The organism is Variovorax brevis (assembly GCF_030317105.1).
Classification (GTDB): domain Bacteria; phylum Pseudomonadota; class Gammaproteobacteria; order Burkholderiales; family Burkholderiaceae_C; genus Variovorax; species Variovorax brevis.
Genome location: NZ_JASZYG010000001.1, coordinates 138,646 through 163,408, shown reverse-complemented (window position 1 = coordinate 163,408; position 24,763 = coordinate 138,646). Strand labels below are relative to the sequence as shown.

Sequence of the window (24,763 nt, the reverse complement as noted above, 5' to 3'; positions counted from 1 at the left end):
GCGGCCATGAGCCTTGCACTCAATGCCGGCGGCTGGGAAGGCCAGCGCCGGCGTGCCTTTCTCTGGGGCCTGTCGCCTGCGCTGGTGGTGCTGGTGGCGATCACGCTGCTGCCTGCAGTGGCGCTGGTCATCGCCAGCTTCACGCCGCTGAGCCTCACGGATGCGGCGCGCAGCTTCAACTTCGACGATCCGCTGGTCAACTACCGGGCGCTGCTGCACGACCCACGCTTCATCGGCTCGATCGGCACGCAGCTGAAGCTTTCAGCGGCCAGCGTCGTGCTGCAACTGGGCGTGGGGCTGGGCGTGGCGCTGCTGATCGACGGCAAGTCGCTCATCCTGCGCGCGACGCGCACCGTGTTCCTCATTCCAATGGTGCTGCCGCCGATCGTGGTCGCGCTGATCTGGAAGATCCTCTACACGCCCGACATCAGCCCGATGCACCACGCGCTGGAAGCGCTGAACCTGCCGGTGTCGTCGCTGATCGCCAATCCGAAGACCGCCTTGTGGGCCATCGTTGTGGCCGACACCTGGCAATGGTTTCCTTTCACGATGTTGATGGTGCTGGCCTCGCTGCAGATGATTCCGAGCGATCCGCTCGAGGCGGCGAGCCTCGATGGCGCGAACCGCTGGCAACTGTTTCGCTACATCGTGTTCCCGTACATCCGGCCGGTGCTGATCGTGTGCGGGCTCTTCAGGCTGATCGACAGCTTCAAGGCCTTTCCGCTGATCTACGTGCTGACCAACGGCGGCCCGGGCACGGTGACCGAAGTGACGAACTACTACGGCTTCATCCAGGCCTTCAACTTTTCCTATTGGGGATATGCCAGCGCGATTGCGACGGTGATGCTGGCGGGCGTGTTCCTGCTGAGCGCGCTCGTCGGCAAGCTGGGATGGAGCAAGCATGAGCAGCATTGATTCGTTGACGGCCGATGGGCTCGTTGCGGGACGACGGGCCGAGGCGACGCAGCCATCGCCACGGCGGCCCGTGGATGCCAACGTTACGGCTCCGACTCAGCCGGCCGTACGTGCGCCGCGCAGAAAGCGCGAATGGAAGCGGCCACTCGCGGCGGTCACCCTCCTGCTGATCGTGATGTTCCCGTTCCTGTGGCTGGTGCAGCTGGCGTTCCGGCCCGCCGCCGACATCTTCGACGACGCCCTGCTCTTCACACCGACGCTGGACGGATTCATCAGCCTGCTGCAAGGCAACTTCCTCAAGTCTTTTGGCAACAGCCTGCTGGTGAGCACGATCTCGACGGGGCTGTCGCTCGTTATCGGCGTGCCTGCCGCTTACGCGCTGACGCGATGGAAGTTCAAGGGCCGCGACAAGGTGGCGTTGTGGATCCTGGTGACACGCATGGCGCCGCCGATCGCGTTCACGATTCCATTCTTTCTCGCTTATCGCTATCTGGGGCTGCAGGACACCATCGCGGGCCTGGCCATCGTCTACCTGACCTTCAATCTGGCGATCGTGATCTGGCTCATGCAGACCTTCTTCGAGGCCGTGCCTACCGCGCTAGAGGAAGCCGCATACATCGACGGCTGCGGCATCTGGCAAGCCTTCTGGCGCGTGACCTTGCCGCTGTCTGCACCGGGGCTGGCGGCGACGGCGGTGCTGTGCTTCATCTTCTCGTGGAACGACTTCTTCTACGCGCTGATCCTCACGCGGACCAACGCCATCACCGCGCCGGTTGCCATCGTCAACTTCCTCCAGTACGAGGGATGGGAGTGGACCAAGATCGCCGCAAGCGGCACGCTGGTGATGTTCCCCGTCGTCATTTTCACGGTCCTCGTGCGCACCTGGCTCGTTCGCGGACTCACCGCCGGCGGCATCAAAGATTGATTTCATGTCTTCCATAACGCTTCGCAACATCGTCAAGCACTACGGCACGACGCCCGTCATTCACGGCATCGACCTGGACATCGCAGAGGGCGAGTTCGTCGCGCTCGTCGGGCCTTCGGGTTGCGGCAAGTCGACGCTGCTGCGTGCATTGGCGGGGCTCGAACCGATCTCCGATGGCGAGATCCGCATCGGCAACGACCTCGTGAACGACGTGGCGCCGAAGGATCGCAACATCGCGATGGTGTTCCAGAACTACGCGCTGTATCCGCACATGACGGTCGAGCAGAACTTGGGCTTCTCGCTCTCGTTGCAGCGGCTGGACAAGGCAGAGATCCGGCGGCGCGTTGGCGAGGCGGCGGCCATTCTCGGATTGGATGCCTTGCTCGGGCGCTTTCCGCGGCAGCTCTCGGGCGGCCAGCGCCAGCGTGTGGCGATGGGCCGCGCCATCGTGCGCAAGCCGCGCGCCTTTCTCTTCGACGAGCCCCTGTCCAATCTCGACGCCAAGCTGCGCGTGCAGATGCGCACCGAGATCAAGGCGCTGCACCAGCGGCTGGGCACCACGACGCTTTACGTCACGCACGACCAGGTCGAGGCGATGACGATGGCGGATCGCATCGTGGTGCTGAAAGACGGGGTGATTGAACAGGTTGGCTCGCCGCTGGAACTGTATGACCGGCCGGTGAATGCCTTCGTCGCCGGCTTCATCGGCTCGCCTTCGATGAACTTCCTCGCGGGACGCATCGATCTGTCGGGCGAGGCTGGCGTCGCGCAGGTGATCACGGACGACGGGCTTCGCTTACCGCTGCCAGGCACGCCGGCCGTGACGCATGGCCATCGCGTGGTGTATGGCGCGCGGCCTGAGCACTTCGAGATCACGCAGCACGGCGATGGCTTGCCTGCGGAGGTGATCGTGGTTGAGCCTACCGGCAGTGAGACGCAGATTGCGTTGCGCGTTGGTGCGCAGGATATCGTCGCGGCGTTTCGTGAACGGGTGGTTGTGCGTCCTGGTGAGCGGATCTCGGTGCGGCCGCAGGCGGCGCATGTGCATGTGTTTGATCGGGACAGTGGCTTGCGGTTGCTGGCGGCATGAGGTATTCATTTCCCTCTCCCGTTTGGGAGAGGGTCAGGGTGAGGGCTGCGGGCTTGTCCGGCGCCTCACGTGTTCGACTGCTCGGAGCCCTCACCCCTGCCCTCTCCCGGAGGGAGAGGGAGTAAGAGAGGGAGAAAAGGCGCTCAGGCGGCGACGACGATGGGGAAGTTCGCTTTCCATCCATCGGCTGCGCGATCGAACGGAACGGTGACTGCGGCGCGGTCTGCTTCGGGCATGCTGCGCCACAGGAAATCGCGCGCGTTCCCTGGCGCGCCTTTGATGTAAAGCTGCGTCGTCAGCAATTCGCGATTGGCGAGCTTGACCTTCACGTGGATGTGCGGCGTTCGCCCGCTGTACGCGACGGGACGGATCGTGCGAAAGCGATAGCGTCCCTGCGCATCGACCGTCACCTTGCCAAAGCCCTGGAAGGCCCGGTCGGCGCGGTCGCCGTCGCCCGGATGGTGGTAGTGGCCGGCCTCGTCGCACTGCCAGATTTCCACCAGCGCGCCGCTCACCGGCTTGCCCGCGAGATCGGTGACCACGCCATCCACCCACGTGGCCTCGCCGCGCTGGTAGTTGAGCGAGCCGTTGTGCAACAGGTCGTTGTCGGAATCCGCGGGCAGGCTGACCGGGTAGAACGGCCCCTCGGTCTGCGACGGCGTGGCGCGGCGCGCTGCAGGCTGTTGTGCGCGGGCGCCGAGCCAGAGGGAAGGAAACGCGACCAGGGCCGCGGCAGCAATCGTGCGTCGGGGCATGCCCCGGAAGTTGGGCGTGTCGTTCATCGTCGTGTGAGCCATGTCGAGCCGTCGAGTTCCTTGAAGCGCATCATCCGGCGCAGGCCATCGAACCAGACACAGCGGGCAATCTTCAGTATCTTGCTCATGACCTGACTCCGGGGCGTGCGGCCTGCCGCGCATAGGCTTCGATGAGCCGCGCATAGTCATCCAGATGGGGCAAGCCGCGATAGCTGTGAACGGCTGGCGTGCTGGCCCAAGGCAGCTTTTCGTCAGTGTACGTTTCGACGAAAGGCACAAACCAGTCATGGTGGTCGAGCGTCGAGGGGCGCACATTGACGAATTCGGTGCTCACGTCGAGCCACGTGAACATCCAGCTCTTGCAATGCGGACAAAAGAAGTGCCGCGTCGCGCCGTGCATGCCGCCGATGACCGGATCACCCGACGTCACATAGAAGCCGTTGCGCGGAATGGCGATGGAAAGCGAAAAGGCACTGGCGCTCATGCGCTGGCAACCGGTGCAATGACACGCCATCGCGAGCAGGGGCGGCTCGGTGATGCGGATGCGGGTCTGGCTGCAGCGACAGCCGCCGTCCCAGGGAAGTTGCCAATCGTCCATGCGTCACGGCTCCGGAGTCAGCGTTCCGGCATTTTCGCCTTCTACCTGCCGCATGGGCCGCCTGAATTTGACAGCAAGAGCCGGAGTGTTTCCCCGGCCACTCGCGCCTAGAGTGGCCCCATTCGTTTCAAATACAAAGGCAGGCAATCCCATGAACGACACCCAAACACTCGCCGCGGCAACGATGGCAGACCCCCGCTGGGCGCAAGTGCAGGCGCGCGATGCCAGCGTCGACGGCCACTTCTTCTATTCGGTACGAACGACCGGCGTGTTCTGCCGGCCCAGTTGCGGCGCACGCTCGGCCAAGCCCGAAAACATCCGCTTTCACGCCACGGCGGAAGAAGCGCAGCGCGCAGGCTTTCGCCCCTGCAAGCGCTGCAAGCCGGACCAGATCTCGCCACTCAAGGTGCAGGCGGAGTTGATCGCGAAGCTTTGCCGTTACATCGAGACGGCCGACACGGCGCCGACCCTGGAAGAGCTGGCTGACCAAGCGCAAATGAGCGCCTGGCACCTGCATCGCCTTTTCAAGCGGATCACCGGCGTCACGCCCAAAGCCTATGCGGCAGCGCAACGGGCCCGGCGCGTTCGCGAAGGGCTGGTGCGAAAGGGCACCGTGACCGACGCCATCTACGACGCCGGCTACAACTCGGGCGGCCGCTTCTATGGCGAGGCGGACCAACTGCTGGGCATGACGCCCACCAGCTACCGTGCGGGCGGCACGGACGTCGAGATCCGCTTTGCCATCGGCCAATGTTCTCTGGGCGCCATCCTGGTGGCCCGCAGCCAGCGAGGCGTTTGCGCGATCCTGCTCGGCGACGATCCGGATGCGCTGGCGCGCGAACTGCAGGATCGCTTTGCGAACGCAACGCTGGTGGGCGACGACGCGGACTTCGCGCAGCTGGTGGCCCGGGTGGTCGGCTTCGTCGAAGCGCCGTCCCTGGGCCTGGACTTGCCGCTGGACGTGCGCGGCACCGCCTTCCAGCAGCGTGTGTGGCGGGCCCTGCGCGACATTCCCGCCGGCGAGACGGCCAGCTACGCGCAGGTCGCCGAACGTATCGGCTCGCCCTCTTCAGTGCGCGCGGTGGCGCAGGCTTGCGGCGCCAACACGCTGGCGGTGGCGATTCCGTGCCACCGCGTGGTGCGCAGCGATGGCGCCTTGTCCGGCTATCGGTGGGGTGTGGAACGCAAGCGCGCCCTGCTGGCGCGGGAAGCGCGCGAAGAGGCGACCGCATGAAGGCGCTGGCGCTTGCGCCCGACGCGGCGACGCGCGTGCCGGACATCCCCGCACGCGTCGATGCACTTGACTGGGCTCGCGTGGCCGACGACCTCGACGCCGAGGGCAACGCACTCATCAAGCGCTTGCTCACGCCCGACGAATGCGATCAGCTCGCAGCCCTGTACACCGTCGATGAAGACCTGAACGCAGGCGTGTTCCGCAGCCGCGTCGTGATGGCCCGGCATGGCTTCGGACGCGGCGAATACAAGTACTTCGACTACCCGCTGCCGCCGATCGTGGCCAGCCTTCGCGCGTCCGTCTACCCGCACCTGACGCCCATTGCCAACCGCTGGCACCACGCCATGGGCATCGACGTGCGCTTTCCCGCGCGCCATGCCGAGTTCATTGAACGGTGTCACGCCGCCGGCCAGTTGCTCCCCACTCCGCTGCTGCTCCAGTACGGCGTGGACGACTACAACTGCCTGCACCAGGATCTCTATGGCGAGCATGTCTTTCCGCTGCAGCTCGTGCTGCTGCTGTCCGAGCCGGGGCGCGATTTCGAAGGCGGCGAGTTCGTGATGACAGAGCAGCGCCCGCGCATGCAATCGCGGCCGATGGTCTTGCCCCTTCGACAAGGCGACGCCGCCGTGATCGCGGTGCACCATCGACCGGTGAGCGGCACCCGGGGCATTTACCGCGTCAATCTTCGCCACGGGGTCAGCCGGCTGTTGCGGGGCAAGAGGCATACGGCAGGCATCATCTTTCACGATGCGACCTGAAATGACGACCGGCCAGACGATGGCCCTGTTTGCGGACGTCGACGACGCAGACGCGCAACGGCCTTCGGTGATCCCGCTCGCGCCCGGCGCCGTCGTGCTGCGACGCGCCGCCCTGCCGACGCAGGACGCGCTGCTGGCGGGCGTGCACGACGTGCTGGCCGCCGCACCGCCGCGCCACATGGAAACGCCGGGCGGCCTGCGCATGTCCGTGGCCATGAGCAACTGCGGCCCCTTGGGCTGGGTCAGCGATCGTCGGGGTTACCGATATGCGGCCGCCGATCCCCTCAGCGGCGCTGCATGGCCGGCGATGCCGGACGCCTTTCGCGCGCTGGCCCGGCACGCGGCCGAAATGGCGGGCTTCCCGGACTTCGAGCCCGACGCCTGCCTCGTCAACATCTACGAGCCCGGCGCGCGGCTGACGCTGCATCAGGACAAGGACGAGCGGGACTACGGGCATCCCATCGTCTCCGTGTCGCTGGGCCTGCCGGCCGTCTTTCTTTTCGGCGGACCGACGCGCAAGGAACGGCCGCTCAAGGTGCCTCTCGCGCACGGCGACGTGGTGGTCTGGGGCGGCGCGGCGCGCCTGCGCTACCACGGCGTCGAGGCGCTCAAGCATGGCGTCCATCCCTTGTTGGGCGAGCGCCGCATCAACCTGACGTTCCGCAAAGCCGGCTGACCGCCGCGCGCCGCGCATCGTTCAGGTGCGCACCATCTCAAGGCTGACGCACCACAAGAATGCTTGCAGGCACCGAAGTTGCTTCAGATGCACCGATACCGTTCAGGGATTCGGTACGCACCATTCAAAAGCACTTACGGACCTTCAATCTTCATGGATGCACTACTTCAGGGCGCCAACGCCCTTTTCATTCTTCTCGGCGCCATCATGGTCCTGGCCATGCACGCGGGCTTTGCTTTTCTGGAGCTTGGCACGGTGCGCAAGAAGAACCAGGTCAATGCGCTGGTCAAGATCCTGGTGGATTTCTCGGTCTCCACCGTCGTCTACTTTCTCGTGGGTTACGGCGTGGCTTATGGCACGCACTTTTTCGTCGGCGCCGAAGACCTGGCGCGCCAGAGCGGCTATGAGCTGGTCAAGTTCTTCTTCCTGCTGACCTTTGCGGCGGCCATTCCCGCGATCATTTCAGGCGGCATCGCCGAGCGCGCCAAGTTCTGGCCGCAGCTCATCGCCACGGCGGTGATCGTGGGCTTTGTGTATCCGCTCTATGAGGGCATCGCGTGGAACAAGGCCTTCGGCATCCAGGGCTGGATCGCCTCCGTCACGGGCCACGAGTTCCATGACTTCGCCGGCTCGGTGGTCGTGCATGCGGTGGGCGGCTGGCTGGCGCTGCCGGCCGTGGTGCTGCTGGGCGCGCGCCGCAACCGCTATCGCGGCGACGGCTCGCTGAGCGCGCATCCGCCGTCGAACATCCCTTTCCTGGCGCTGGGCGCGTGGGTGCTGTGCGTCGGCTGGTTCGGCTTCAACGTGATGAGCGCGCAGACCATCGACAAGATCTCGGGCCTCGTCGCGGTGAACTCGCTCATGGCCATGGTGGGCGGCACGCTGGCGGCCTTGGCGCTCGGCAAGAACGACCCCGGCTTCGTCTACAACGGCCCGCTGGCGGGTCTGGTCGCGATCTGCGCGGGCTCCGACCTGATGCACCCGCTGGGTGCGCTGGTGGTGGGCGCCGTGGCGGGCGCGATCTTCGTCGTCATGTTCACGCTCACGCAGAACAAGTGGAAGGTCGATGACGTGCTGGGCGTTTGGCCCCTGCACGGCCTGTGCGGCACTTGGGGCGGCATCGCGGCGGGCATCTTCGGGCAGAAGGCACTGGGCGGGATCGGCGGGGTGAGCCTGACTGCCCAAGTCATCGGCGTGGCCATCGGCGTCGTGTGGGCCCTGGTCGCGGGCGCGGTGGTCTACGGCACGCTCAAGGCCACGATGGGCCTGCGCCTGTCGCACGAAGAGGAATACAACGGCGCCGACCTGTCGATCCACCACGTCTCGGCCACGCCGGAGCGTGAAGTCAACTGGTAAGGCTGGCAGGGTTCCTTCATCATCGGGTCCATGAACGACCCCACGACAAACGTCCAGATCCAGGTCAGCGACGACCAGACGGTTTCCGGCATCGTGCAGGCGCCCGCCGATGCCAAGGCCTGCTACGTGTTCGCCCACGGCGCGGGTGCCGGCATGGCGCACTCCTTCATGGCGGAGGTGGCGGCGGGACTGGCCAGTCGCGGCATCGCCACCCTGCGCTACCAGTTTCCGTACATGGAGCAAGGCAAGAAGCGCACGGACACGCCTGCGGTCGCGCATGCGGCCGTGCGAGCGGCGGTGCGCTTCGCGGCGGACCTGCCGGGCGCGCAGCGGCTGTTTGCGGGAGGCAAGTCCTTCGGTGCGCGCATGACTTCACAGGCCCAGGCGCTGGAGCCGCTGCCCGGCGTACGCGGGCTCGTCTTCGTCGGCTTTCCGCTGCACAACGCGGACCAACCGGCGATCACGCGCGCCGAGCACCTTGCCAACGTGAAGGTGCCCATGCTCTTCGTGCAGGGCACGCAGGACAAGCTCGCGTACTGGACGCACCTCGTGCCCGTGGTCGAAAAGCTCGGCCCCATCGCCACGCTCATGAAGATCGAGCACGCTGACCATTCCTTCCACGTGCTCAAGCGCACCGGCCGAACGGACGCCGAAGTCATGCAGGAAGTGCTCGACGGCATGGCCCACTGGATGCTGGACTGAACGGCGCGCAGAATCGCGCCATGACCACCGCCAGCCCCGTCACCCAGGCCCTGTTCCCCGGCTTCGAAGACCGCCTCGTCGAGGTCAGCGAAGGCATCCACATTGCTGCCGTCGTCGGTGGCAACGGGCCGCCGCTGCTCTTGCTGCATGGGCATCCGCAGACCCACGCCATCTGGCACAAGGTCGCGCCGGCGCTGGCCCAGCGTTTCACCGTCGTTGCCGCCGACCTGCGCGGCTACGGCGATTCGTCCAAGCCGCCCGGTGACGCAGATCACGCCAACTACGCCAAGCGCACGTTGGCGAACGACTTCATTTCGCTGATGCGCCATCTGGGCTTCACGCAGTTCGACGTGCTGGCCCACGACCGTGGCGCGCGGGTCGCGCACCGGCTGGCCGTCGACCATCCGCAGGCCGTGCGGCGGCTCGTCACGCTGGACATTGCGCCCACCGTCGCCATGTACGAGCAAACCAGCGAAGCCTTTGCGCGGGCCTACTGGCACTGGTTCTTCCTGATCCAGCCCGCGCCGCTGCCCGAGCGGCTGATCGAGGCGGACCCGAAAGCCTACATTCGCGACGTGATGGGCCGTCGAAGCGCGGGCCTGTCGCCTTTCGATCCGCGGGCGCTTGCCGAGTACGAGCGCTGCATCGCGCTGTCCGGCGCTGCGCACGGCGTTTGCGAGGACTACCGCGCGGCAGCCGGCATCGACCTGGAGCACGACCGCGCCGACCGCGACGCCGCGCGCCTGGTGCAACAGCCCATGTTGGCCCTGTGGGGCGCACAGGGCGTGGTCCACAAGTGCTTCAAGCCGCTGGAAGAATGGCAAAAGGCAGCGCGCGACGTGCGCGGCCAGCCCCTGCCCTGCGGCCACTACATCGCCGAAGAAGCGCCCGACGTGCTGCTGGAACACGTACTGCCCTTCCTGTCCGTGCCATGGGCGAAGGCCTGACACGCGCGCGGCTGCTGCGGATGGCACTTGGCGCCTGCGTGCGTGGCGCGCTACCCTTGAGCCTGGCGCGGCCCGTCGCCGCCGCCACCAGCACCATGCACACCCGCCCCATTCCAGCAACGAATGAAGCAATGCCCGTCATCGGCTGCGGCACGTGGATGGGATTCGACCGTTCACCCGGCACGCCGGAATACGCAGGCCTTGCCGGCGTGCTCGACGCCTTGTTCGCAGCGGGCGGCCGCATGATCGACAGCTCGCCCATGTACGGCCGCTCGGAGACCACCACCGGCGATCTGCTGGCCGCCGCGAAGACGCATCCCAAGGCCTTCCTGGCCACCAAGGTGTGGACGAACGGGCGCGACGCCGGCATCGCGCAGATGGAGCAATCCTTCGCGCGCCTGAAGACCACGAAGATGGACTTGATGCAGGTCCACAACCTCGTCGATTGGCGCACCCAGCTCGCGACCATCCGCGCCTGGAAAGCGCAGGGCCGCGTGCGCTACGTCGGCGTCACGCACTACACCTCGTCGGCCTATGGCGACGTCGAGGCGGTGCTGCGCGCCGAGAAGCTCGACTTCCTGCAGATCAACTATTCGCTGGACCAGCGCGAGGCCGAACAGCGCCTGCTGCCGCTGGCGGCCGAACGCGGCGTCGCGGCCATCGTCAACATGCCCTTCGGCGGGGGTGGATTGCTGCGCAAGCTGCGGGGCAAGCCGCTGCCCGACTGGGCGGCGCAAATCGATTGCACGAGCTGGGCGCAGGTGCTGCTCAAGTTCGTGCTGACCCACCCTGCCGTGACCTGCACGATCCCCGGCACCGGCCGTGCGGAACACATGGCGGACAACGCCAAGGCCGGCATGGGCGCGATGCCTGACGCGGCCTTCTGGCAGCAGCACGGGGCGTCGGTGCTGGGCTGAGCAGCCCGGCGCCGATCAGCGCAGCCTGGAGAAATCCGTCTGCGGCTGAAGCGACCACTTCGCCATCGTCTTCTCGGCTTCGCGCGCCAGTCGCTCGTTGATCTTCTTGGCCGTGAGCTGCGCCGACAGTTCGAGCTTGCGCAGGTCGCGCTGCGTCAGTTCGTGGTTCGGCGCAAAGCTGAAGCAGCACAGCGTGCCGTAGACGCGGCCGTCGTTCAGCACGATGGGGGTGCTCAGGTGCGCACCGATCGGAAAGTCCGTCGTCGGCAGTTCGTCGAAGGTGGCGAGCGCCGCGACGTCGTGCACCATCCGCGCAAGCCGGCCGTCGATGACGCGCTGGCAAAAGGACTCTTCCAGCGGCGAGGACTGCCCGGCCTCGATCACCCGGGCGTCGGTCCGCGCCTCGACGCGGCGGAACACGCGGCGCCCGTCCACAAATTCAGAGACGAAGATCACGTCCATCTTCAGGTGCTCGCGCAGCAGGCGCAGCACCTCGGGAACGGACTCGTCGATCAGGGCATCGCTCGCGTCGGGCGTGGCCACGAGCAATTCGGAGATCTTGACTTCCAGCGCATCCGGCGCGTAATCGTGATTGTGAAAAACCATCGCTCGATTCTACGAAGTGCGGTGGGGACGAAATTTGGGTTAAATCAGGCTTGCTCAATCATCGCGTTCAAGGATCCGGGACATGACGGCACGTGAGGACTACCAGGCGCGGCGCACCACCGCCGCAGAGGCCGTGCGCCATGTGCGCAACGGCGATTTCATCGTCGTGCCCACGGGCGTCGGCGAACCGCCCAACCTGCTCACGGCGCTGTCGGAGCAAAAGCTCGATTTCCGGGACGTGAAGGTCGGGCAAATTTTGGCCATGCGCAAGTACGGCTACATCGACCCCGAGACGACCGAACACATCCGCCACGTCGCGTATTTCTACGGCGGCGCCACACGCGCAGGCGGCCAGGCGGGCTGGGTCGATTTCATTCCCAACTATTTCTCCGAGATCCCCGTGATGATCGAACGCGGCCTGATGGCGGCGGACGTCGTCTTCAGCATGGCCTCGCCCATGGACGAAGAAGGCTACCTGGCGCTGAGCCTGGGCGCCGACTACACCATGGCGGCCGTGGCGAAGGCGCGCGCCATCGTGCTGGAGGTCAACCCCAACGTGCCCTTTGCCTTTGGCGCGTGCCGCGTCCACATCTCGCAGGTCACCGCGCTCATCGAGGATGAAAGCCCGGTGATGGAAGTGGGCCTGCCCAAGATCGGCATCGTGCAGCAGGCCATCGGCAAGTACGTCGCCGACATGATCGACGACGGATCGACCCTGCAGATCGGCTACGGCGGCATCCCCGACGCGGTGGTCATGCAACTCACCAACAAGCGCGACCTGGGCATTCACACGGAGATGATCGGCGACGGCATCATGTCGCTGGTCGAAAGCGGCACCGTGACCAACAGCCGCAAGAACTACCTGCCCGGCAAGATGATCGCGACCTTTGCGCTGGGCTCGAGCAAGCTCTACCGCTACATGCACCGCAACCCGGCGCTGGAGATGCACCCGGTCAACTTCACCAACGACCCCGCGCTGGCCGGCCTGAACGACAACCTGATCGCCATCAACGCGACCATGCAGATCGACCTGCTGGGGCAATGCGGATCGGAAAGCCTGGGTTCATCGCCCTACTCGGGCACTGGCGGGCAGGCGGACTTCGTGCGTGCGGCCAACCGGTCCAGGGGCGGCAAGGCTTTCATCGTGCTGCCCTCCACGGCGAAGAACGACACCATCTCGCGCATCGTTCCGGTGCTCTCGCCGGGCACGCACGTCACCACGAGCAAGAACGACATCAACTACGTGGTGACGGAATACGGCGTGGCGCAGTTGCGCGGCAAGTCGGCGAAGCAGCGCGCGCATGAGCTCATCGGCATCGCGCACCCGGCGTTCCGCGAAGAGCTCGCGGCGCAGGCCGCGAGCCTGCGGCTTTACTGATCCGCGCCCATCAGGTGGTCGGCGAGCTTCCTGAATGCCGGCAGCATCGCCGGATCGCTGGCGCCGTTCGCCGCGACGGGCGCTGAGGCAAAGCGCGCAACGACCATCTGCGCCTTCGGGTCAATGTAGATGGTCTGGCCATGCACGCCGCGCGCCGCGAAAACGCCATGGTCGTCGTGCGACACCCACCACATGTCGCGGTAGCTCCAGCCCGGCAAGGTGGTGTAGCCGGCACGCGCAAAGCCGGCGCGATCGCCGCCCTGGCGGATGCTGTCGATGACGGCCTTCGGGAGGATGGCCTGGCCGTTGAACTGGCCGTCCTTGCGCATCATCTCGCCAAAGCGCGCCATGTCGCGCGTGGTCAGCAGCAGACCGCCGCCGGCGAACTCGTTGCCACTGGGGTCCACGACCATCATGGCGTCGCGCTCCATGCCCATCCGCGACCAGATGCGCTCGGACAGCAAGTCACCCACGCTCTTGTTCGTCACGCGGCGGATCAGCCAGCCCATGACGTCGGTGTTGACGGTCTGGTAGCGGAAATTGCTTTGGGTCTCCGGATCCTTTTGCACCGTCTTGGCGAAGTCGTAGAAGTTCTGCGGGCCCGCATAGCCGGGCGGGCGCGGCAGCACGCTACCGGCACGCACGTAGCCCCAGATCTCGGCGTTCGGATCGGCATAGTTCTCGGAGAACTTGATGCCGGTGGTCATGTCCATGACCTGCCGCACCGTGACGTCGCCGAAGCCGGAGTCCTTCAGTTCCGGGATGTACTGCGTGACCTTGGCGTTCGCATCGAGCTTGCCTTCGCTCACCAGCGTCTCGGCCAGCGTGCCGAAGAAGGACTTGGTGACCGACCACGCGATGTGGCGCGTTTGCGGCGTCATCACGCCGAAGTACTTTTCGTAGACGATGCGGCCCTTGTGCAGCACGACCACGGCGTCGGTGTAGTTGGCCGCGAGTGCCTGTTCCCAGGTGATGGCGCTGCCACCGTTGGCGGGCTGGAAGCTCAAGGCGGCGATGTCCTTGCGCTCGGCACGCGGCAACTGGAAAACCTTGCCGTCGCCGCGCGGAATGTCGGTCGAAGGCATGAACTGGTTCCAGTGCGCGAACGACCAGCGCGTCTGCGGGAACTTGTAGAAGCTGCCGTCGATGTAGCGAATGGTCTTGTCGGCCGCGGGCGGCGAGCCCTGCATCCAGCCCAGGGCCGCGGGATCGCTCGCGGCCGGGTCCGGCGCAGGTTGCGGGGCTTGCGCCATCGCAGCGCCGGCGACGAATGCAGCGATGGCTGCACAAATGCTTATCCTGATCATGGATCTCCTCCCTGGGACACTGCTTTTGCAGGCCCGGATCTTGTTGAAATGGGCTTCAGGACTTGCGCAGCAGGAACTTCTGCAACTTGCCGGTGGGCGTGCGCGGCAAGGTATTGGCGAAGACCCAATCGCGCGGAATCTTGTACTTGGCAAGCTTGTCGCCCAGGTATTCGCGCAGCGATTCACCCGTCGGGCTGCAGCCCTTGGCGGCCACGATGTGCGCCACCACGGTTTCGCCCCACTCAGGGTGCGGCGCGCCGATCACGGCGACGTCGGCCACTTCGGGATGGCCGCTCAGCACGTCCTCGATTTCCTTCGAATACACGTTCTCGCCGCCCGTGACGATCATGTCCTTGATGCGGTCGACGATGAAGAGGTAGCCGTCTTCGTCGATGCGTGCGATGTCGCCGCTCTTGTACCAGCCGCCGTCGGCAAAGGCCTTGCGCGTGGCTTCGGGGTCGTCCAGGTAGCCCTGCATGGCCGATTCGGTGCGCAGCCAGATCTCGCCCGTCTCGCCGCGCGATGCGTCGCGGCCGTCCTCGCGCACCACGCGCATGTCGACCGCCGGCCCGGCCGAGCGGCCGATGGAGCCGGCCTTGGCGACCTGCTCTTCCGGATACAGCGTCGTGCCGACGGGGCCGGCTTCGGTCATGCCGTAGACCTGGAAGAAGGTCTCGCTCTTGTAGGCCACGGCCAGCTTGCGCGCCAGGTCCGCGCCGATGGGGCCGCCGCCATAGATCCAGGCGCGCACGCTCGACAAGTCGAACTCGGCGAAGTTCGGCACCACCTGCAGCGGCGCCACGAAGGAAACGGGCGCACCGAAGTACAGCGTGACGCGCTCGTCCTGCACCGCCTTCAAAAAGTCGAGCGGCTTGTATTCGCGCAGCAGCACCACCGTGCCGCCCATGTAGAGCGTGCCGTTGAGCCAGTTGTTCAGCGGCGAGGCGTGCCAGATCGGCATGGCCATCAGCGTCACTTCGTCGCGCGTGATGGACACGCCGAGCGCCGCATTGATGGCCGAGAGCACGACGGTGCGGTGGCTGTGCACGCAGCCCTTGGGCCGGCCGGTCGTGCCCGAGGTATAGAGGATCTCGGCGACCGCGTTCTCATCGGCCAGTTCGTCTTCGAGCGGCGTCGAGGGTGCAGCTGCGAGCAGCGCGTCGAAGTCCTGCAGGCCGGCGATGGGCGAATCGGTGCTCAGGCACGTGGCGGCGTCCGTCAGCGTGCTGATCACCGGTGCGAGTGCGCCGTCGCCGATGCAGATGCGTGACTTGCTGTGCTCGAGGATGTAGCGCACTTCCGGCGCCTGCAGCTTGTGGTTGACCGGCACCACGGTGGCGCCGAGCCGCCACGCACCGATCAACGCGTAGACGAAGCCGGGTGTGTTGAAGCACATCAGCGCGACGCGGTCGCCGCGCTTGACGCCCAGGCCGGCGAGCGCATGGGCGGCCTGGCGGGAGCGCGATTGCACTTGCTCATAGGTTGCGGTGGTACCTGCAAAGCGCAGGCAGGCTTTCTCCGGCGACTTGCGCACGTTGGCGTCGAAAATTGAAATCAGGTTCATGGTGTCTCCTCCATTCAATGGAATTTTTGGGGTGCAGCACATCCGCCTGTGCTGCGCAGGCTGTGTTCAAACGGTGAGCGCTCAGGCCGGAAGTGCGCGCTGGAGCAAGGCGTCGACGTCGATGGCGCGCGTGTCGATCGCACCCACCACGCGGCCCCATTGCGGGTCCAGGCGAGTCGAGACGAAGGCATCGGCGACGAAGCCCGGCGACACCTTGCGCAGCAGCGTCGCCTGTGCGGCGATCACCAGGCGCTGCGTGAAGCGGCGGCCGAGCGCTTCGAGTTGCTCGGGCGGTTGCATGAGCATGTCGCGCAACGCTTGCAGTTCACCCAGGATGCGGCTGTCGCCACCCGCATCGGCGGCCAGTTCTTCCAGCAGCGCATGGGCGGCATCGGGTTCGCGGGCGATGGCGCGCATCACGTCCAGGCACATCACGTTGCCCGAACCTTCCCAGATGGAATTGACCGGCGCCTCGCGGAACATGCGGGCCATGGGGCCGCTCTCCACGTAGCCGTTGCCACCGAAGACTTCCATGGCTTCGCCCGAAATCTCGACCGCGCGCTTGCAGATCCAGAACTTGGCGGCCGGCGTCATCACGCGCTTCCACACGCGCTGCGCCGGGTCGTCGCCGTGCTCGAAGGCTTCGGCCAGGCGCATCGACAGCACGAGGCCCGCTTCGCTTTCCAGCGCCAGGTCGGCCAGCACGCCGCGCATCAGCGGTTGCTCGACCAGCAGCTTGCCGAACACCTTGCGCTTGCGTGCATAACCGATGGCCTGCGCCGTCGCCTGCCGCAGGAAGCCCGAGCTGCCGACAACGCAGTTCAGACGCGTGTACGTCGCCATCTCAATGATGGTCGGAATGCCGCGGCCTTCCTCGCCCATCATGACGCCCCACGCGTCCTGGAACTCGACTTCGCTGCTGGAGTTGCTGCGGTTGCCGACCTTCTCTTTCAGGCGCTGGATCTGCACCGGGTTCTTGGTGCCGTCCGGCTTCCAGCGCGGCACGAAGAAGCACGAATGACCGCCCTCTTGCGTGCGCGCGACCACGAGGTGCGCGTCGCTCATCGGCACCGAGAAGAACCACTTGTGGCCGCGGATGAGGTATTCGCCACCGCGACCGCCCGCGCTGATGGGCGTGGCGGTGGTGGTGTTGGCGCGCACGTCGGAGCCGCCCTGCTTCTCGGTCATGCCCATGCCGATCCAGACGGACTTCTTCTGGTCCATGGGGATGTCGCGCGGGTCGTACTCGTTGCTCATCAGCTTGGCGCCGTACTTCTCCCACAGCGCCGGCTCTTTCTGCAGCACCGGGATGGCGGCCTGCGTCATCGTGGCCGGGCACAACACGCCGGCCTCGACCTGGCCTTGCAGGTAGAAGCCTGCGGCCCAGGCGGCCCAGCGGCCTTGCTGCTGCACGTCACGGAACGGCAGCGAAACCAGGCCTTCGCTTCGGTACCCCGCCATCAGCTGGTGCCAGCTCGGATGAAAGGTCACGCTGTCGATGCGACGGCCGCGAGCGTCGAAGGCGCTGAACTCGGGCTTGTAGTGGTTCGCATCGGCACCGGCTTGCCAGGTCTCGGCCTTGCCCAGCGTTTGGCCGAAGGCGCTCAGTTGCGGCTCGGCCCAGCCGGCGCCGGCGCGTGCCATGGCCTCACGCAGCACAGCGTCGGTGTCGTAGAGGTTGTAGTCCTTCAGTTCGTCGAACTGGTTGGTGATTTCGTGCGTCTGCCAGGTCATGTCCTCCTCCGATTCGGCGGGTTTCTTGTCAACCCGAAAGTCTAGGGAAAACGACTGCGGGAGGTGTTCGGATTTGGTGAGTGCTGTAGCGGACGTCAGATGGGCGGCGCTGCCCTTGGCAGCCGGCCGGCTTGCAGTGGATGCTGTCGAATCCGGAGCATCGAAGTGTGCATTTGTTCGGGTTTGCGCAAATCGGCGAGTAACGCCCCTCAAGTCGCGTCAGCCTGCCGGGCCGGCGCTGCATACCAGTTCTGCTTGTCCACCAGCACCAGTTGATCAGGCTGCGCCCGGAAGTTCGGCGACATGATCTGCACGCCGTGCTCGTTGAACACATCCAGGATGTGGCTGTGCAACTCGGTGAGCGTCTCCGCCTTGGACGCCTCCTGCCGCATGAAGACGTTCAACTCGTAGGCGACGTAGAAGTCCTGCAACGCCGTCTGCCGCACGGATGGCGCCGGCTTCTTGAGCACGTCGGTGGTGCGCCCGGCCGCCAGTTCGAGCATGGCATGCACCTGGCGCCATGGCGTGTCGTAGCCGATCGTCACCGAGGTGGCCAGCGACGAGCCCGCGCGATCGGTCGTTTCGCTGAGATTGACGATGCGCGAGCTGATCACGACCGAGTTGGGAATGGTTACCTCATGGTCCAGCCGCGTGCGGATCTTGGTCGACAAGGCACCGAGTTCCACGACACGGCCATCGGTGTCTCCGATCTGCACCAGGTCGCCCGGATGCAGTGCCCGCGTGTAGATCAGCACGAAGCCCCCCATCACCTGCGAGACCAGCCCCGACGACCCGAGCGTGACGAGCAGGCCAAAGAGCACGCTCACGCCCTTGAAGGCGTCCGACCCCGATCCCGGCAGGAAGGGATAGGCCACCACCAGCCCGAACAACCACACGAACACCGAAGACAGGCGCCGCGTCGCGCCGATGGTGTCGGGCTGCAGCGCAGCCGAACGCACGCCGCTGGCCTGTGCAGCATCCAGCAGCGCATGCAGGCCCCGAACCAGCAGGTGCGTGACCACTGCGATGAACGCCACCATGACCAGGTCCGGCACCGCGTGGATCACGCCCAGCACCACGCGCTCGGCAATCGACAGCAGCCACCTGCCCAGGCTCTCCCCCCAAGGCTCAGTGTAGGGAAACTGGCTGAGCGAGTAAGCCAGCCACACGTAGACGACCACGAACATCAATGCGTACTTGACCCAGTCGATCAGGTGCACGAGCACCGAAACGCCGATGCGGCGCACGTCCATGAAGGAGCGCTGCGCGACGCGCTGGCGAAGCCGCAACGTGCGATCGAACACGACGACGGCGAAATGCTGCAAGCCCACCAGCAGCAGGACCGCAACCGCCGTCGCCGCGGCCACCCAGACGATGGACATGACGAGAAGGTGCTTGCCGCCCCGGTCCCAGCGCACCTGCAGCGCGTCGTGCAGGCGCTGTCCGGCCGCGGCGGCGACCTGCTCCAGCGGCGGATCGCCCGGCTCGAGGTCGCGTTCGACCAGCGAGAAGATGGGTGCGCCCTCGATCATGACCGCCACACCGGGCGTGCCCTCGCGCATGAAAGGCTCGATCACCACCGGCGAGCGCAAGCGCGATTCCGGCAAGGCATCGATGCGCTCCTTGGCGCGCTTGGCCCGCTGCTGCGGCGTGAGGCCGAAGAGCGGCGCATGAAAGATGAAGACCTTGCGGTTGGCCACCGTCAACGGCACGCCATCGTCTTCGGCCGGCGTATCGGCGGCGCGCACGATGCCCCCAAGGAAAATCAGCAGCAGCGACAGAGCCAGCCACATCGCCATACGCCGGAGCCGCCGGCCATTCGCGTGCGGCATCCCCGCCTCGGGGGCATCGACAGGAACGCCTTGTTCCACGAGTTTCATTGCTTCACTCATTGAGTACCTCGTCACCGATTGCGTTGTGATAGCGGCCCGGATCGCCGCGCTAGTGTCGCCGAACGCATGACGCTTGCGAATGGACGATGAAGGCCGGATGTGGTTTGATCGCGCGGAACTGGACTTCAGCCGGACCGCCATGAATCCTCATGATCTGATCCTGTTCACCCTGCAAGCGAGCGTCATGGTGACGGTCTTCGCGTTCGGGCTGGAAGCGACGGTCCGCGACGTGATGTATGTGTGGCGCCGGCCCACGCGCCTGCTGCGCGCCCTGGTCGCCATGTTCATCATCATGCCGGTCGTCGCCCTGGGCCTGAGCCGGGCGCTGGGTGTCATGGACGAGGTCAAGATCGCGCTGGTGTGCCTCGCGATCTCGCCCATTCCGCCGCTGCTGCCAAAGAAGCAGGACAAGGCAGGCGGCAGCGCATCCTTTGCGCTGGGCTTGATGGTCACGATGGCCATCCTGGCAGTTGCCATCATTCCCTTTTCGCTGAATGTGCTGGGCCATTACTTTTCCAGACCGCTGGCCATGCCACCGCATGTCATCGCGCTGATGGTGTTGAAAGGGGCCATTGCACCGCTGGTGGTCGGCATGATCTTTCGCGGCATCGCGCCCGCCATTGCGCAACGAATTGCGCGCCCGATGAAGTTGATCGCGGGCATCCTGCTGGCGGTGGCGGGCCTTGTCGTTCTCTATGCGGTGCGCGAAGCGATCCTCTCGCTGGTCGGCGTGCAGGCAACGCTGATCGCGATGTTCGCGTTCATCGTCATCGGCCTCGTCGTCGGCCACCTGCTCGGTGGTCCCGTGCGCGAGGACCGCATCGTGCTCGCGATGTCGACGGCATCGCGCCATCCGGGCATCGCCATCGGCTTGGCGACCGCGAACTATCCAGGCAATCAAAGCATCGCCGTCGCGATCCTTCTCTACCTTGTGCTGGGCGTCGTGGTGTCCATTGCATACATGAAATGGCAAGAAAGCGTTGGTGTTTAGCTCGTTACCAATCTGGTTTGACAAGCACAAATCGCCCTGCGAGACTGGTTTGGCAGCGTGGCTGTACGTGCCGATGAACAGCGTTCATCAACACCTTTGGGAATCGATTTCAAAAGGAGCCCGGTAGTGACAAAGCCACCCTTCCACGCAGCGCCACCTTGCACACGCCCATGGGTTTTGAGGGCCGTGATTGTCGGTGCCGCTGTCTTGCAGGCAGCGTGCGCGCAGACACCGGCGGCGGGGCCCGCCGCGCCTTCGGGCCAGGCTTCGAAACCCGCACCCGCACCAGCGGCTGCACCGGCCGCAAGCGCGCCGGTGGAGCGCGATACCGCCGTGCTCGATCGACTCAAGCAGATGAGCGCCTATCTGCGCACGCTGAAGTCATTCGTGGTCACCGCGCAAACGACCACGGACGAAGTGCTCGACAGCGGGCAAAAGATTCAGTTTGCCGGCGCCGTCGAATACCGCTTCGTGAGTCCCGACAAGCTGCGTGCCGGCGTTCGCAGCGACCGCGTGTGGCGCGACTTCTATTTCGACGGCAAGACGCTGACCCAGGCCGCGCCACGCATGGATTACTACGCGAGCGTTCCCGTCAGCGGCACGGTCGGCCAGCTGGTGACGCGCCTGGCCAACGACTACGACATCGAGATGCCGATGGCGGACCTGTTCATGTGGGGCACCAACGAGGACAGCGTGAACAACGTCACCGGCGCGGCCAACATCGGACCTGCCCGCGTCAACGGCGTCGACTGCGATCACTTCGCCATGCGGCAAGCCGGCGTGGACTGGCAGGTGTGGGTGCAGAAAGGCGCGCAGCCCCTGCCCCGCAAGATGGTGATCACCACCACCGACCAGCCCCAGCAACCGCAATACTCGGCCGTGCTGAGCTGGAACCTGAACGCGCATCCGGCGGCATCCGAGTTCACCTACAAGCCATCCAAGGGTGCCGTCAAGATCGAGCTGAAGAAGGTTGCCGCCAATTGAACGGAGCAGTCATGATGAAACGATTTCTTGTTCCAGGGATCATGGCGCTGGGCATGTGCGCCGCGCTCTCTGTGGCGACGGTTGACGAGGCCGCGGCCCGCCAGGTTGCGGGCAACACGCGCACCTCGGTCAACCACAACGCGAACGTGAACCGCAATACCAACGCCAACGTCAACCGCAACACCAACGTCAATGCCAACCGGAACGTGAACGTCAACACCAACCGGCACGTGGACGTCGACGTGGACGTGGATCGTCACTACCACCCCGTGGCCACGGCCGCTGTGGCCACTGCAGCGGTGGCGACGACTGCGGCCGTCGTGGGCTCGATCGTCCGCACCCTTCCGCCGAGTTGCTCGCAGGTGAACATGGGTGGCGTCGTGTACCAGCAATGCGGCGGCGTGTATTACCAGCCGCAGTACGTGGGGACGCAGGTTCAGTACGTTGTGGTCAATCCCTGAATGACGATGGGCATTTGAGTTGGCGGTTGGGGGGCGAGTGCGCGCAATGCAGAGGTGCCCGTGTCGCTGTTTGCTGAGTTTGCGCCCGACGCAAAGGCGCCCGCGGACCCGGCGTGACGCGCCACTGCAGCGGTCGGTGCTGCGCACCGACTGCCCTCCGATGCTCGCGCGACCGGCCTGCCGCGGAACTCGCGACGTTCACTGCGTTCACTGAGCTCGAACAGCCGCGGCAAGTCAGATCACGAAGCACGCGTGTCCTTCGGCACGCGTGCAGGCCGGTCGCACTCCGCTTCTCGGCGCTGCAGAGGCGCGTCACGCCGGGTCCGCAGGCGCCTTTGCTCTGGAAACGGTGTGGGGGTGCGACGCCGACGCCGTGCGCTACAACGGTCATAGCTGCACGGCATTCCGCTCCCCTCTCTTTGAACAAGCACGACGTATCTCGCCGCGGCAGGTGGTCTGCGACGCGGGCGATTTCCGGGGCGACGAGGAGCGCAGGGCGCGGGGCGGCGCGTGCCGAAGGACACGCGCTTCGTGAACTGACTCGGTGCAGCTGTTTGAACGGAGCGGGCCGAAGGCGCGCGCAGTGAGTTCTGCACCGCGCCCCGCGACCGAGCACCGCAGTGCAGTCGATGCGCAGCATCGACCGCCCCGGATGAGCCCGCGCCGCAGACCACCTGCCGCGGCGCCCCCCCAACGTCAACGCCAACGACAACGACAACGACAACGACAACGACAACGACAACGACAACGACAACGACAAGGCACAAGGCACAAGGCACAAGGCTCAAGGCACAGGCCAACATTTCACACCGCAAACGACACCCGCGCCCTCATTCGCAAGTCGAACGCCAGCCTATCCTCAAAAGCCACTTTCACGCCTGAGCACAGCCAACAGTTGCGTGCCCCCTTCCACCAGCAAGCTTCGGCGCGCGCCATCGATCTGCAAATGCCCGCGCGTTTCCTGTTCGCCCGGCGGCGCCGCGTCGAGTTGCACGAGCACATGAAACAGCGCCGGCGTCGGCACCAGCGCCTCGCCCTGCTTCGACGTCGCGAGCGGACCACCGAACTTGGCGGCCAGCATCGGATGGTCAAGCTGCGAGACGCGCGTGCTTCCGATGGCGAGCACGCGGCCTTCAATGGGTGTGAAGTGCCCTTGCGGATAGAAACGCACGCCCGCGCCCACCGACAGGCGATGCACTTCATCGGGCTTGACGTAGCCATCGACCTGCCAGCTCGACGGATCGACGACGACACCGATGGCGGTCTTCGTCCCTGCCCACTGGCCGGTTTGCCAATTCGGATCGACATCGCGCCACTCGCCGGCAAAGGGCGCCTGCAAAGTCAGGCGCGCAATCTCCGAACGCGCTGCGCGCCCCTCTTGAATTTGAACGTCCAGCCGCTCACGCGTGGCCGCTTCCTCGGTCAACCCCGCCGGCTCGGCCAGCAGCCCCGTAAGCCGCGCGCTGTAACTTCGAACTCCCGCATCGCTGCGCGACATGCGCTCGGCAATGTCAGGCTGCTCCAGCACCACCAGCGTCTCGCCGCTGCGTGTCGGGCCGACCTTGCGAATGTCCCGGATCAACGCGGGAAACGGCGCGAACACCCGCATCTGGTGTTCGGCACGCGCCATGCCGTAGGCGTGGATCTGCGTCTGCCACGGCAAGGCCAGCAACACCACGATGCCCGCGAGGAACAGACCAAGAATGAATCGGCGCTTCATGGAAACCTCGGCGCGTCGCGCACCCCATTGACTCAGTTCGCGCCACACCGGCAGCAAGATGAACCATGTGATCTCCACCAGGAACAGGAAGATCCCCAACACCTTGAAGAACAGCAGGTAAACAGTGACGGCGATCCCCGTGAAGATCACCAGCCGATAGACCCACGTGGTGATGGCAAAGGCGATCAGCATGCGCCGCTGCGATGCCGGAAACGGCTCCGGCCATTCGTCCGGCAGGCCAAGGATCCCGCGCCTCAGCGCCACCCGCGCCATGGCTTGGCCGCGCTCGTGCAGGTTGGGAAAATCCAGCAGGTCCGACAGGATGAAGTAGCCGTCGAATCGCATGAACGGGCTGGCGTTGAGCGCGATCGTCAGCACCCAACTGGTCGTGGCAAGGTAGAAGAACGCGTCGCGCAACGAGCCCGGCTCCGTCACCGCCCAGCCCAGGGTGGACAGGCCCGCGAGCGACATCTCCGTCAGGATGCCCGCGCCGGCAATGGCCAGGCGCTGCTTCGAACTTCGCAGCTTCCACGCCTCGCCCGTGTCGGTATAGAGCATGGGCCACAGCACCACGAAAGCCACCCCCATGTGCGCGACCTTCAGGCCCAGGCGCGTCGCGACCAGCGCATGACCGAGTTCATGCAAGGTCTTGCCAAAGGCCAGTGCCAGCGCGAAGCCCAGCGCCCCTTCCGCCGAAAATGATTCGACCACCGCGCTCTTGAACGCATCCCACTGGTGGGCAACAAGGATCAACCCCAGCACGCTCAACGCGATCACGAGCAAGCCCGTCAACGGATGGAACAGCCAGCCAAGGCGCCGCGCCATGCTGCCGAGCAAACGCTGCGGCCGCACCAGCGGAATGCGAAAGAACAGGTAGTGGTGCAGCCACCCTTTCCACGTCAGCCACGGATTGCCTTCGCTGCGCTGGCGCAGGCGGTCAACGGCCTCGGGTCCGGGTCGCAGCAACTGGTGCTGATCGAGAAAGCGCCGAAAGTCCAGCACCTGGTCGACATCCGGCTTCAGCGCCGTCTGGCTGGCGATCTGCTCGCTGATGAGACGCGGCGTCTGGCCCCAGCGCACAAGGCATTCAAACTCGAGCCAACCGATGCGGTAGAAGCGATTGATCACCGTGTCCTGGATGACCCAGGTCGGCTCGCCGCCCTGCCCTGCGGCCGCCTCGCTCAAACGCAGGTCTTCGCGCAAGGGCGGCAAGGGAAGATCGGCGATCGCTTGCATGGGACACCCGCGCC

The 24,763-nt window shown here is 65.7% G+C and carries 22 protein-coding genes; 14 read left to right on the top strand and 8 right to left on the bottom strand.

The window, feature by feature from the left end:
- Positions 1 to 6: 6 nt before the first annotated feature.
- From QTI66_RS00605 to QTI66_RS00595, 3 genes are read left to right on the top strand one after another with little or no spacing between them, the layout of a single operon-like run.
- Positions 7 to 915 carry a carbohydrate ABC transporter permease gene (locus QTI66_RS00605; RefSeq protein WP_286556713.1) on the top strand — a complete coding sequence of 303 codons (909 nt, stop codon included), beginning with the start codon at positions 7 to 9 and terminating at the stop codon, positions 913 to 915.
- Positions 902 to 1,840 carry a carbohydrate ABC transporter permease gene (locus tag QTI66_RS00600; protein WP_286556712.1) on the top strand — a complete coding sequence of 313 codons (939 nt, stop codon included), beginning with the start codon at positions 902 to 904 and terminating at the stop codon, positions 1,838 to 1,840. The genes QTI66_RS00605 and QTI66_RS00600 overlap by 14 nt, the downstream gene beginning before the upstream one ends.
- Positions 1,841 to 1,844: 4 nt before the next feature.
- Positions 1,845 to 2,930, top strand: a complete 1,086-nt coding sequence (locus QTI66_RS00595) for an ABC transporter ATP-binding protein (protein ID WP_286556711.1) — start codon at positions 1,845 to 1,847, stop codon at positions 2,928 to 2,930.
- A 143-nt stretch (positions 2,931 to 3,073) separates the two neighbouring features.
- Here the strand turns inward: QTI66_RS00595 and QTI66_RS00590 are convergent, their stop codons facing one another.
- Together QTI66_RS00590 and QTI66_RS00585 are read right to left on the bottom strand one after the other, a co-directional pair.
- Complete coding sequence (locus tag QTI66_RS00590; RefSeq protein WP_444814932.1) at positions 3,074 to 3,727, bottom strand: dioxygenase family protein; 654 nt, start codon at positions 3,725 to 3,727, stop codon at positions 3,074 to 3,076.
- Between the two features lie 82 nt (positions 3,728 to 3,809).
- A complete protein-coding gene (locus tag QTI66_RS00585) occupies positions 3,810 to 4,283 on the bottom strand; it encodes a GFA family protein (protein WP_286556710.1) in 474 nt (157 codons plus the stop codon).
- A gap of 151 nt (positions 4,284 to 4,434) precedes the next feature.
- On the opposite strand from QTI66_RS00585, the gene ada reads away from it, so the two are divergent.
- From ada to QTI66_RS00550, 7 genes are all read left to right on the top strand, one after another.
- On the top strand, positions 4,435 to 5,517 hold the full coding sequence (gene ada, locus QTI66_RS00580) for a bifunctional DNA-binding transcriptional regulator/O6-methylguanine-DNA methyltransferase Ada (RefSeq protein WP_286556709.1): 1,083 nt from the start codon (positions 4,435 to 4,437) through the stop codon (positions 5,515 to 5,517).
- Positions 5,514 to 6,278, top strand: a complete 765-nt coding sequence (locus QTI66_RS00575; protein ID WP_286556708.1) for a 2OG-Fe(II) oxygenase — start codon at positions 5,514 to 5,516, stop codon at positions 6,276 to 6,278. The genes ada and QTI66_RS00575 overlap by 4 nt, the downstream gene beginning before the upstream one ends.
- 1 nt (position 6,279) lies before the next feature.
- Positions 6,280 to 6,954 (top strand): DNA oxidative demethylase AlkB, encoded by a 675-nt coding sequence (gene alkB, locus QTI66_RS00570; RefSeq protein ID WP_444814931.1) that lies wholly within the window; start codon positions 6,280 to 6,282, stop codon positions 6,952 to 6,954.
- 153 nt (positions 6,955 to 7,107) lie between these two features.
- Positions 7,108 to 8,310: an ammonium transporter gene (locus QTI66_RS00565; protein ID WP_286556706.1), complete on the top strand. Its 1,203-nt coding sequence runs from the start codon at positions 7,108 to 7,110 to the stop codon at positions 8,308 to 8,310.
- A gap of 30 nt (positions 8,311 to 8,340) precedes the next feature.
- On the top strand, positions 8,341 to 9,012 hold the full coding sequence (locus QTI66_RS00560; RefSeq protein ID WP_286556705.1) for an alpha/beta hydrolase family protein: 672 nt from the start codon (positions 8,341 to 8,343) through the stop codon (positions 9,010 to 9,012).
- A gap of 20 nt (positions 9,013 to 9,032) precedes the next feature.
- A complete protein-coding gene (locus tag QTI66_RS00555; RefSeq protein WP_286556703.1) occupies positions 9,033 to 9,959 on the top strand; it encodes an alpha/beta fold hydrolase in 927 nt (308 codons plus the stop codon).
- Positions 9,956 to 10,876 (top strand): aldo/keto reductase, encoded by a 921-nt coding sequence (locus QTI66_RS00550; RefSeq protein ID WP_286557781.1) that lies wholly within the window; start codon positions 9,956 to 9,958, stop codon positions 10,874 to 10,876. The genes QTI66_RS00555 and QTI66_RS00550 overlap by 4 nt, the downstream gene beginning before the upstream one ends.
- Positions 10,877 to 10,891: 15 nt before the next feature.
- Here the strand turns inward: QTI66_RS00550 and QTI66_RS00545 are convergent, their stop codons facing one another.
- Positions 10,892 to 11,482: a GAF domain-containing protein gene (locus tag QTI66_RS00545; RefSeq protein WP_286556701.1), complete on the bottom strand. Its 591-nt coding sequence runs from the start codon at positions 11,480 to 11,482 to the stop codon at positions 10,892 to 10,894.
- Positions 11,483 to 11,564: 82 nt separating this feature from the next.
- Between QTI66_RS00545 and QTI66_RS00540 the strand changes: the two genes are divergently transcribed.
- The gene (locus QTI66_RS00540) at positions 11,565 to 12,860 is read left to right on the top strand and encodes an acetyl-CoA hydrolase/transferase family protein (protein WP_286556699.1); all 1,296 of its coding nucleotides are present in this window, start codon (positions 11,565 to 11,567) and stop codon (positions 12,858 to 12,860) included.
- Here QTI66_RS00540 and QTI66_RS00535 read toward each other — a convergent pair.
- The 4 genes from QTI66_RS00535 to QTI66_RS00520 all read right to left on the bottom strand — a co-directional run bounded on the left by QTI66_RS00535 (position 12,854) and on the right by QTI66_RS00520 (position 19,345).
- The gene (locus QTI66_RS00535; RefSeq protein WP_286556698.1) at positions 12,854 to 14,167 is read right to left on the bottom strand and encodes a serine hydrolase domain-containing protein; all 1,314 of its coding nucleotides are present in this window, start codon (positions 14,165 to 14,167) and stop codon (positions 12,854 to 12,856) included. The genes QTI66_RS00540 and QTI66_RS00535 overlap by 7 nt on opposite strands.
- 55 nt (positions 14,168 to 14,222) lie before the next feature.
- Positions 14,223 to 15,731, bottom strand: a complete 1,509-nt coding sequence (locus QTI66_RS00530) for a class I adenylate-forming enzyme family protein (protein WP_286556697.1) — start codon at positions 15,729 to 15,731, stop codon at positions 14,223 to 14,225.
- An 81-nt stretch (positions 15,732 to 15,812) separates the two neighbouring features.
- Positions 15,813 to 17,465 carry an isovaleryl-CoA dehydrogenase gene (locus QTI66_RS00525; protein ID WP_286556695.1) on the bottom strand — a complete coding sequence of 551 codons (1,653 nt, stop codon included), beginning with the start codon at positions 17,463 to 17,465 and terminating at the stop codon, positions 15,813 to 15,815.
- Positions 17,466 to 17,674: 209 nt separating this feature from the next.
- Positions 17,675 to 19,345: a mechanosensitive ion channel family protein gene (locus QTI66_RS00520; RefSeq protein ID WP_286556694.1), complete on the bottom strand. Its 1,671-nt coding sequence runs from the start codon at positions 19,343 to 19,345 to the stop codon at positions 17,675 to 17,677.
- A 151-nt stretch (positions 19,346 to 19,496) separates the two neighbouring features.
- Here QTI66_RS00520 and QTI66_RS00515 point away from each other — a divergent pair, with 151 nt between their 5' ends.
- The 3 genes from QTI66_RS00515 to QTI66_RS00505 all read left to right on the top strand — a co-directional run bounded on the left by QTI66_RS00515 (position 19,497) and on the right by QTI66_RS00505 (position 21,793).
- Positions 19,497 to 20,348, top strand: coding sequence for a bile acid:sodium symporter family protein (locus tag QTI66_RS00515; protein WP_286556693.1), 852 nt, complete (start codon positions 19,497 to 19,499; stop codon positions 20,346 to 20,348).
- 186 nt (positions 20,349 to 20,534) lie between these two features.
- The gene (locus QTI66_RS00510; RefSeq protein WP_286556692.1) at positions 20,535 to 21,332 is read left to right on the top strand and encodes a DUF2092 domain-containing protein; all 798 of its coding nucleotides are present in this window, start codon (positions 20,535 to 20,537) and stop codon (positions 21,330 to 21,332) included.
- Between the two features lie 11 nt (positions 21,333 to 21,343).
- Positions 21,344 to 21,793 (top strand): hypothetical protein, encoded by a 450-nt coding sequence (locus tag QTI66_RS00505; RefSeq protein ID WP_353506173.1) that lies wholly within the window; start codon positions 21,344 to 21,346, stop codon positions 21,791 to 21,793.
- A gap of 859 nt (positions 21,794 to 22,652) precedes the next feature.
- Here the strand turns inward: QTI66_RS00505 and QTI66_RS00500 are convergent.
- Positions 22,653 to 24,749 carry a site-2 protease family protein gene (locus QTI66_RS00500; protein WP_286556691.1) on the bottom strand — a complete coding sequence of 699 codons (2,097 nt, stop codon included), beginning with the start codon at positions 24,747 to 24,749 and terminating at the stop codon, positions 22,653 to 22,655.
- Positions 24,750 to 24,763: the final 14 nt, after the last annotated feature.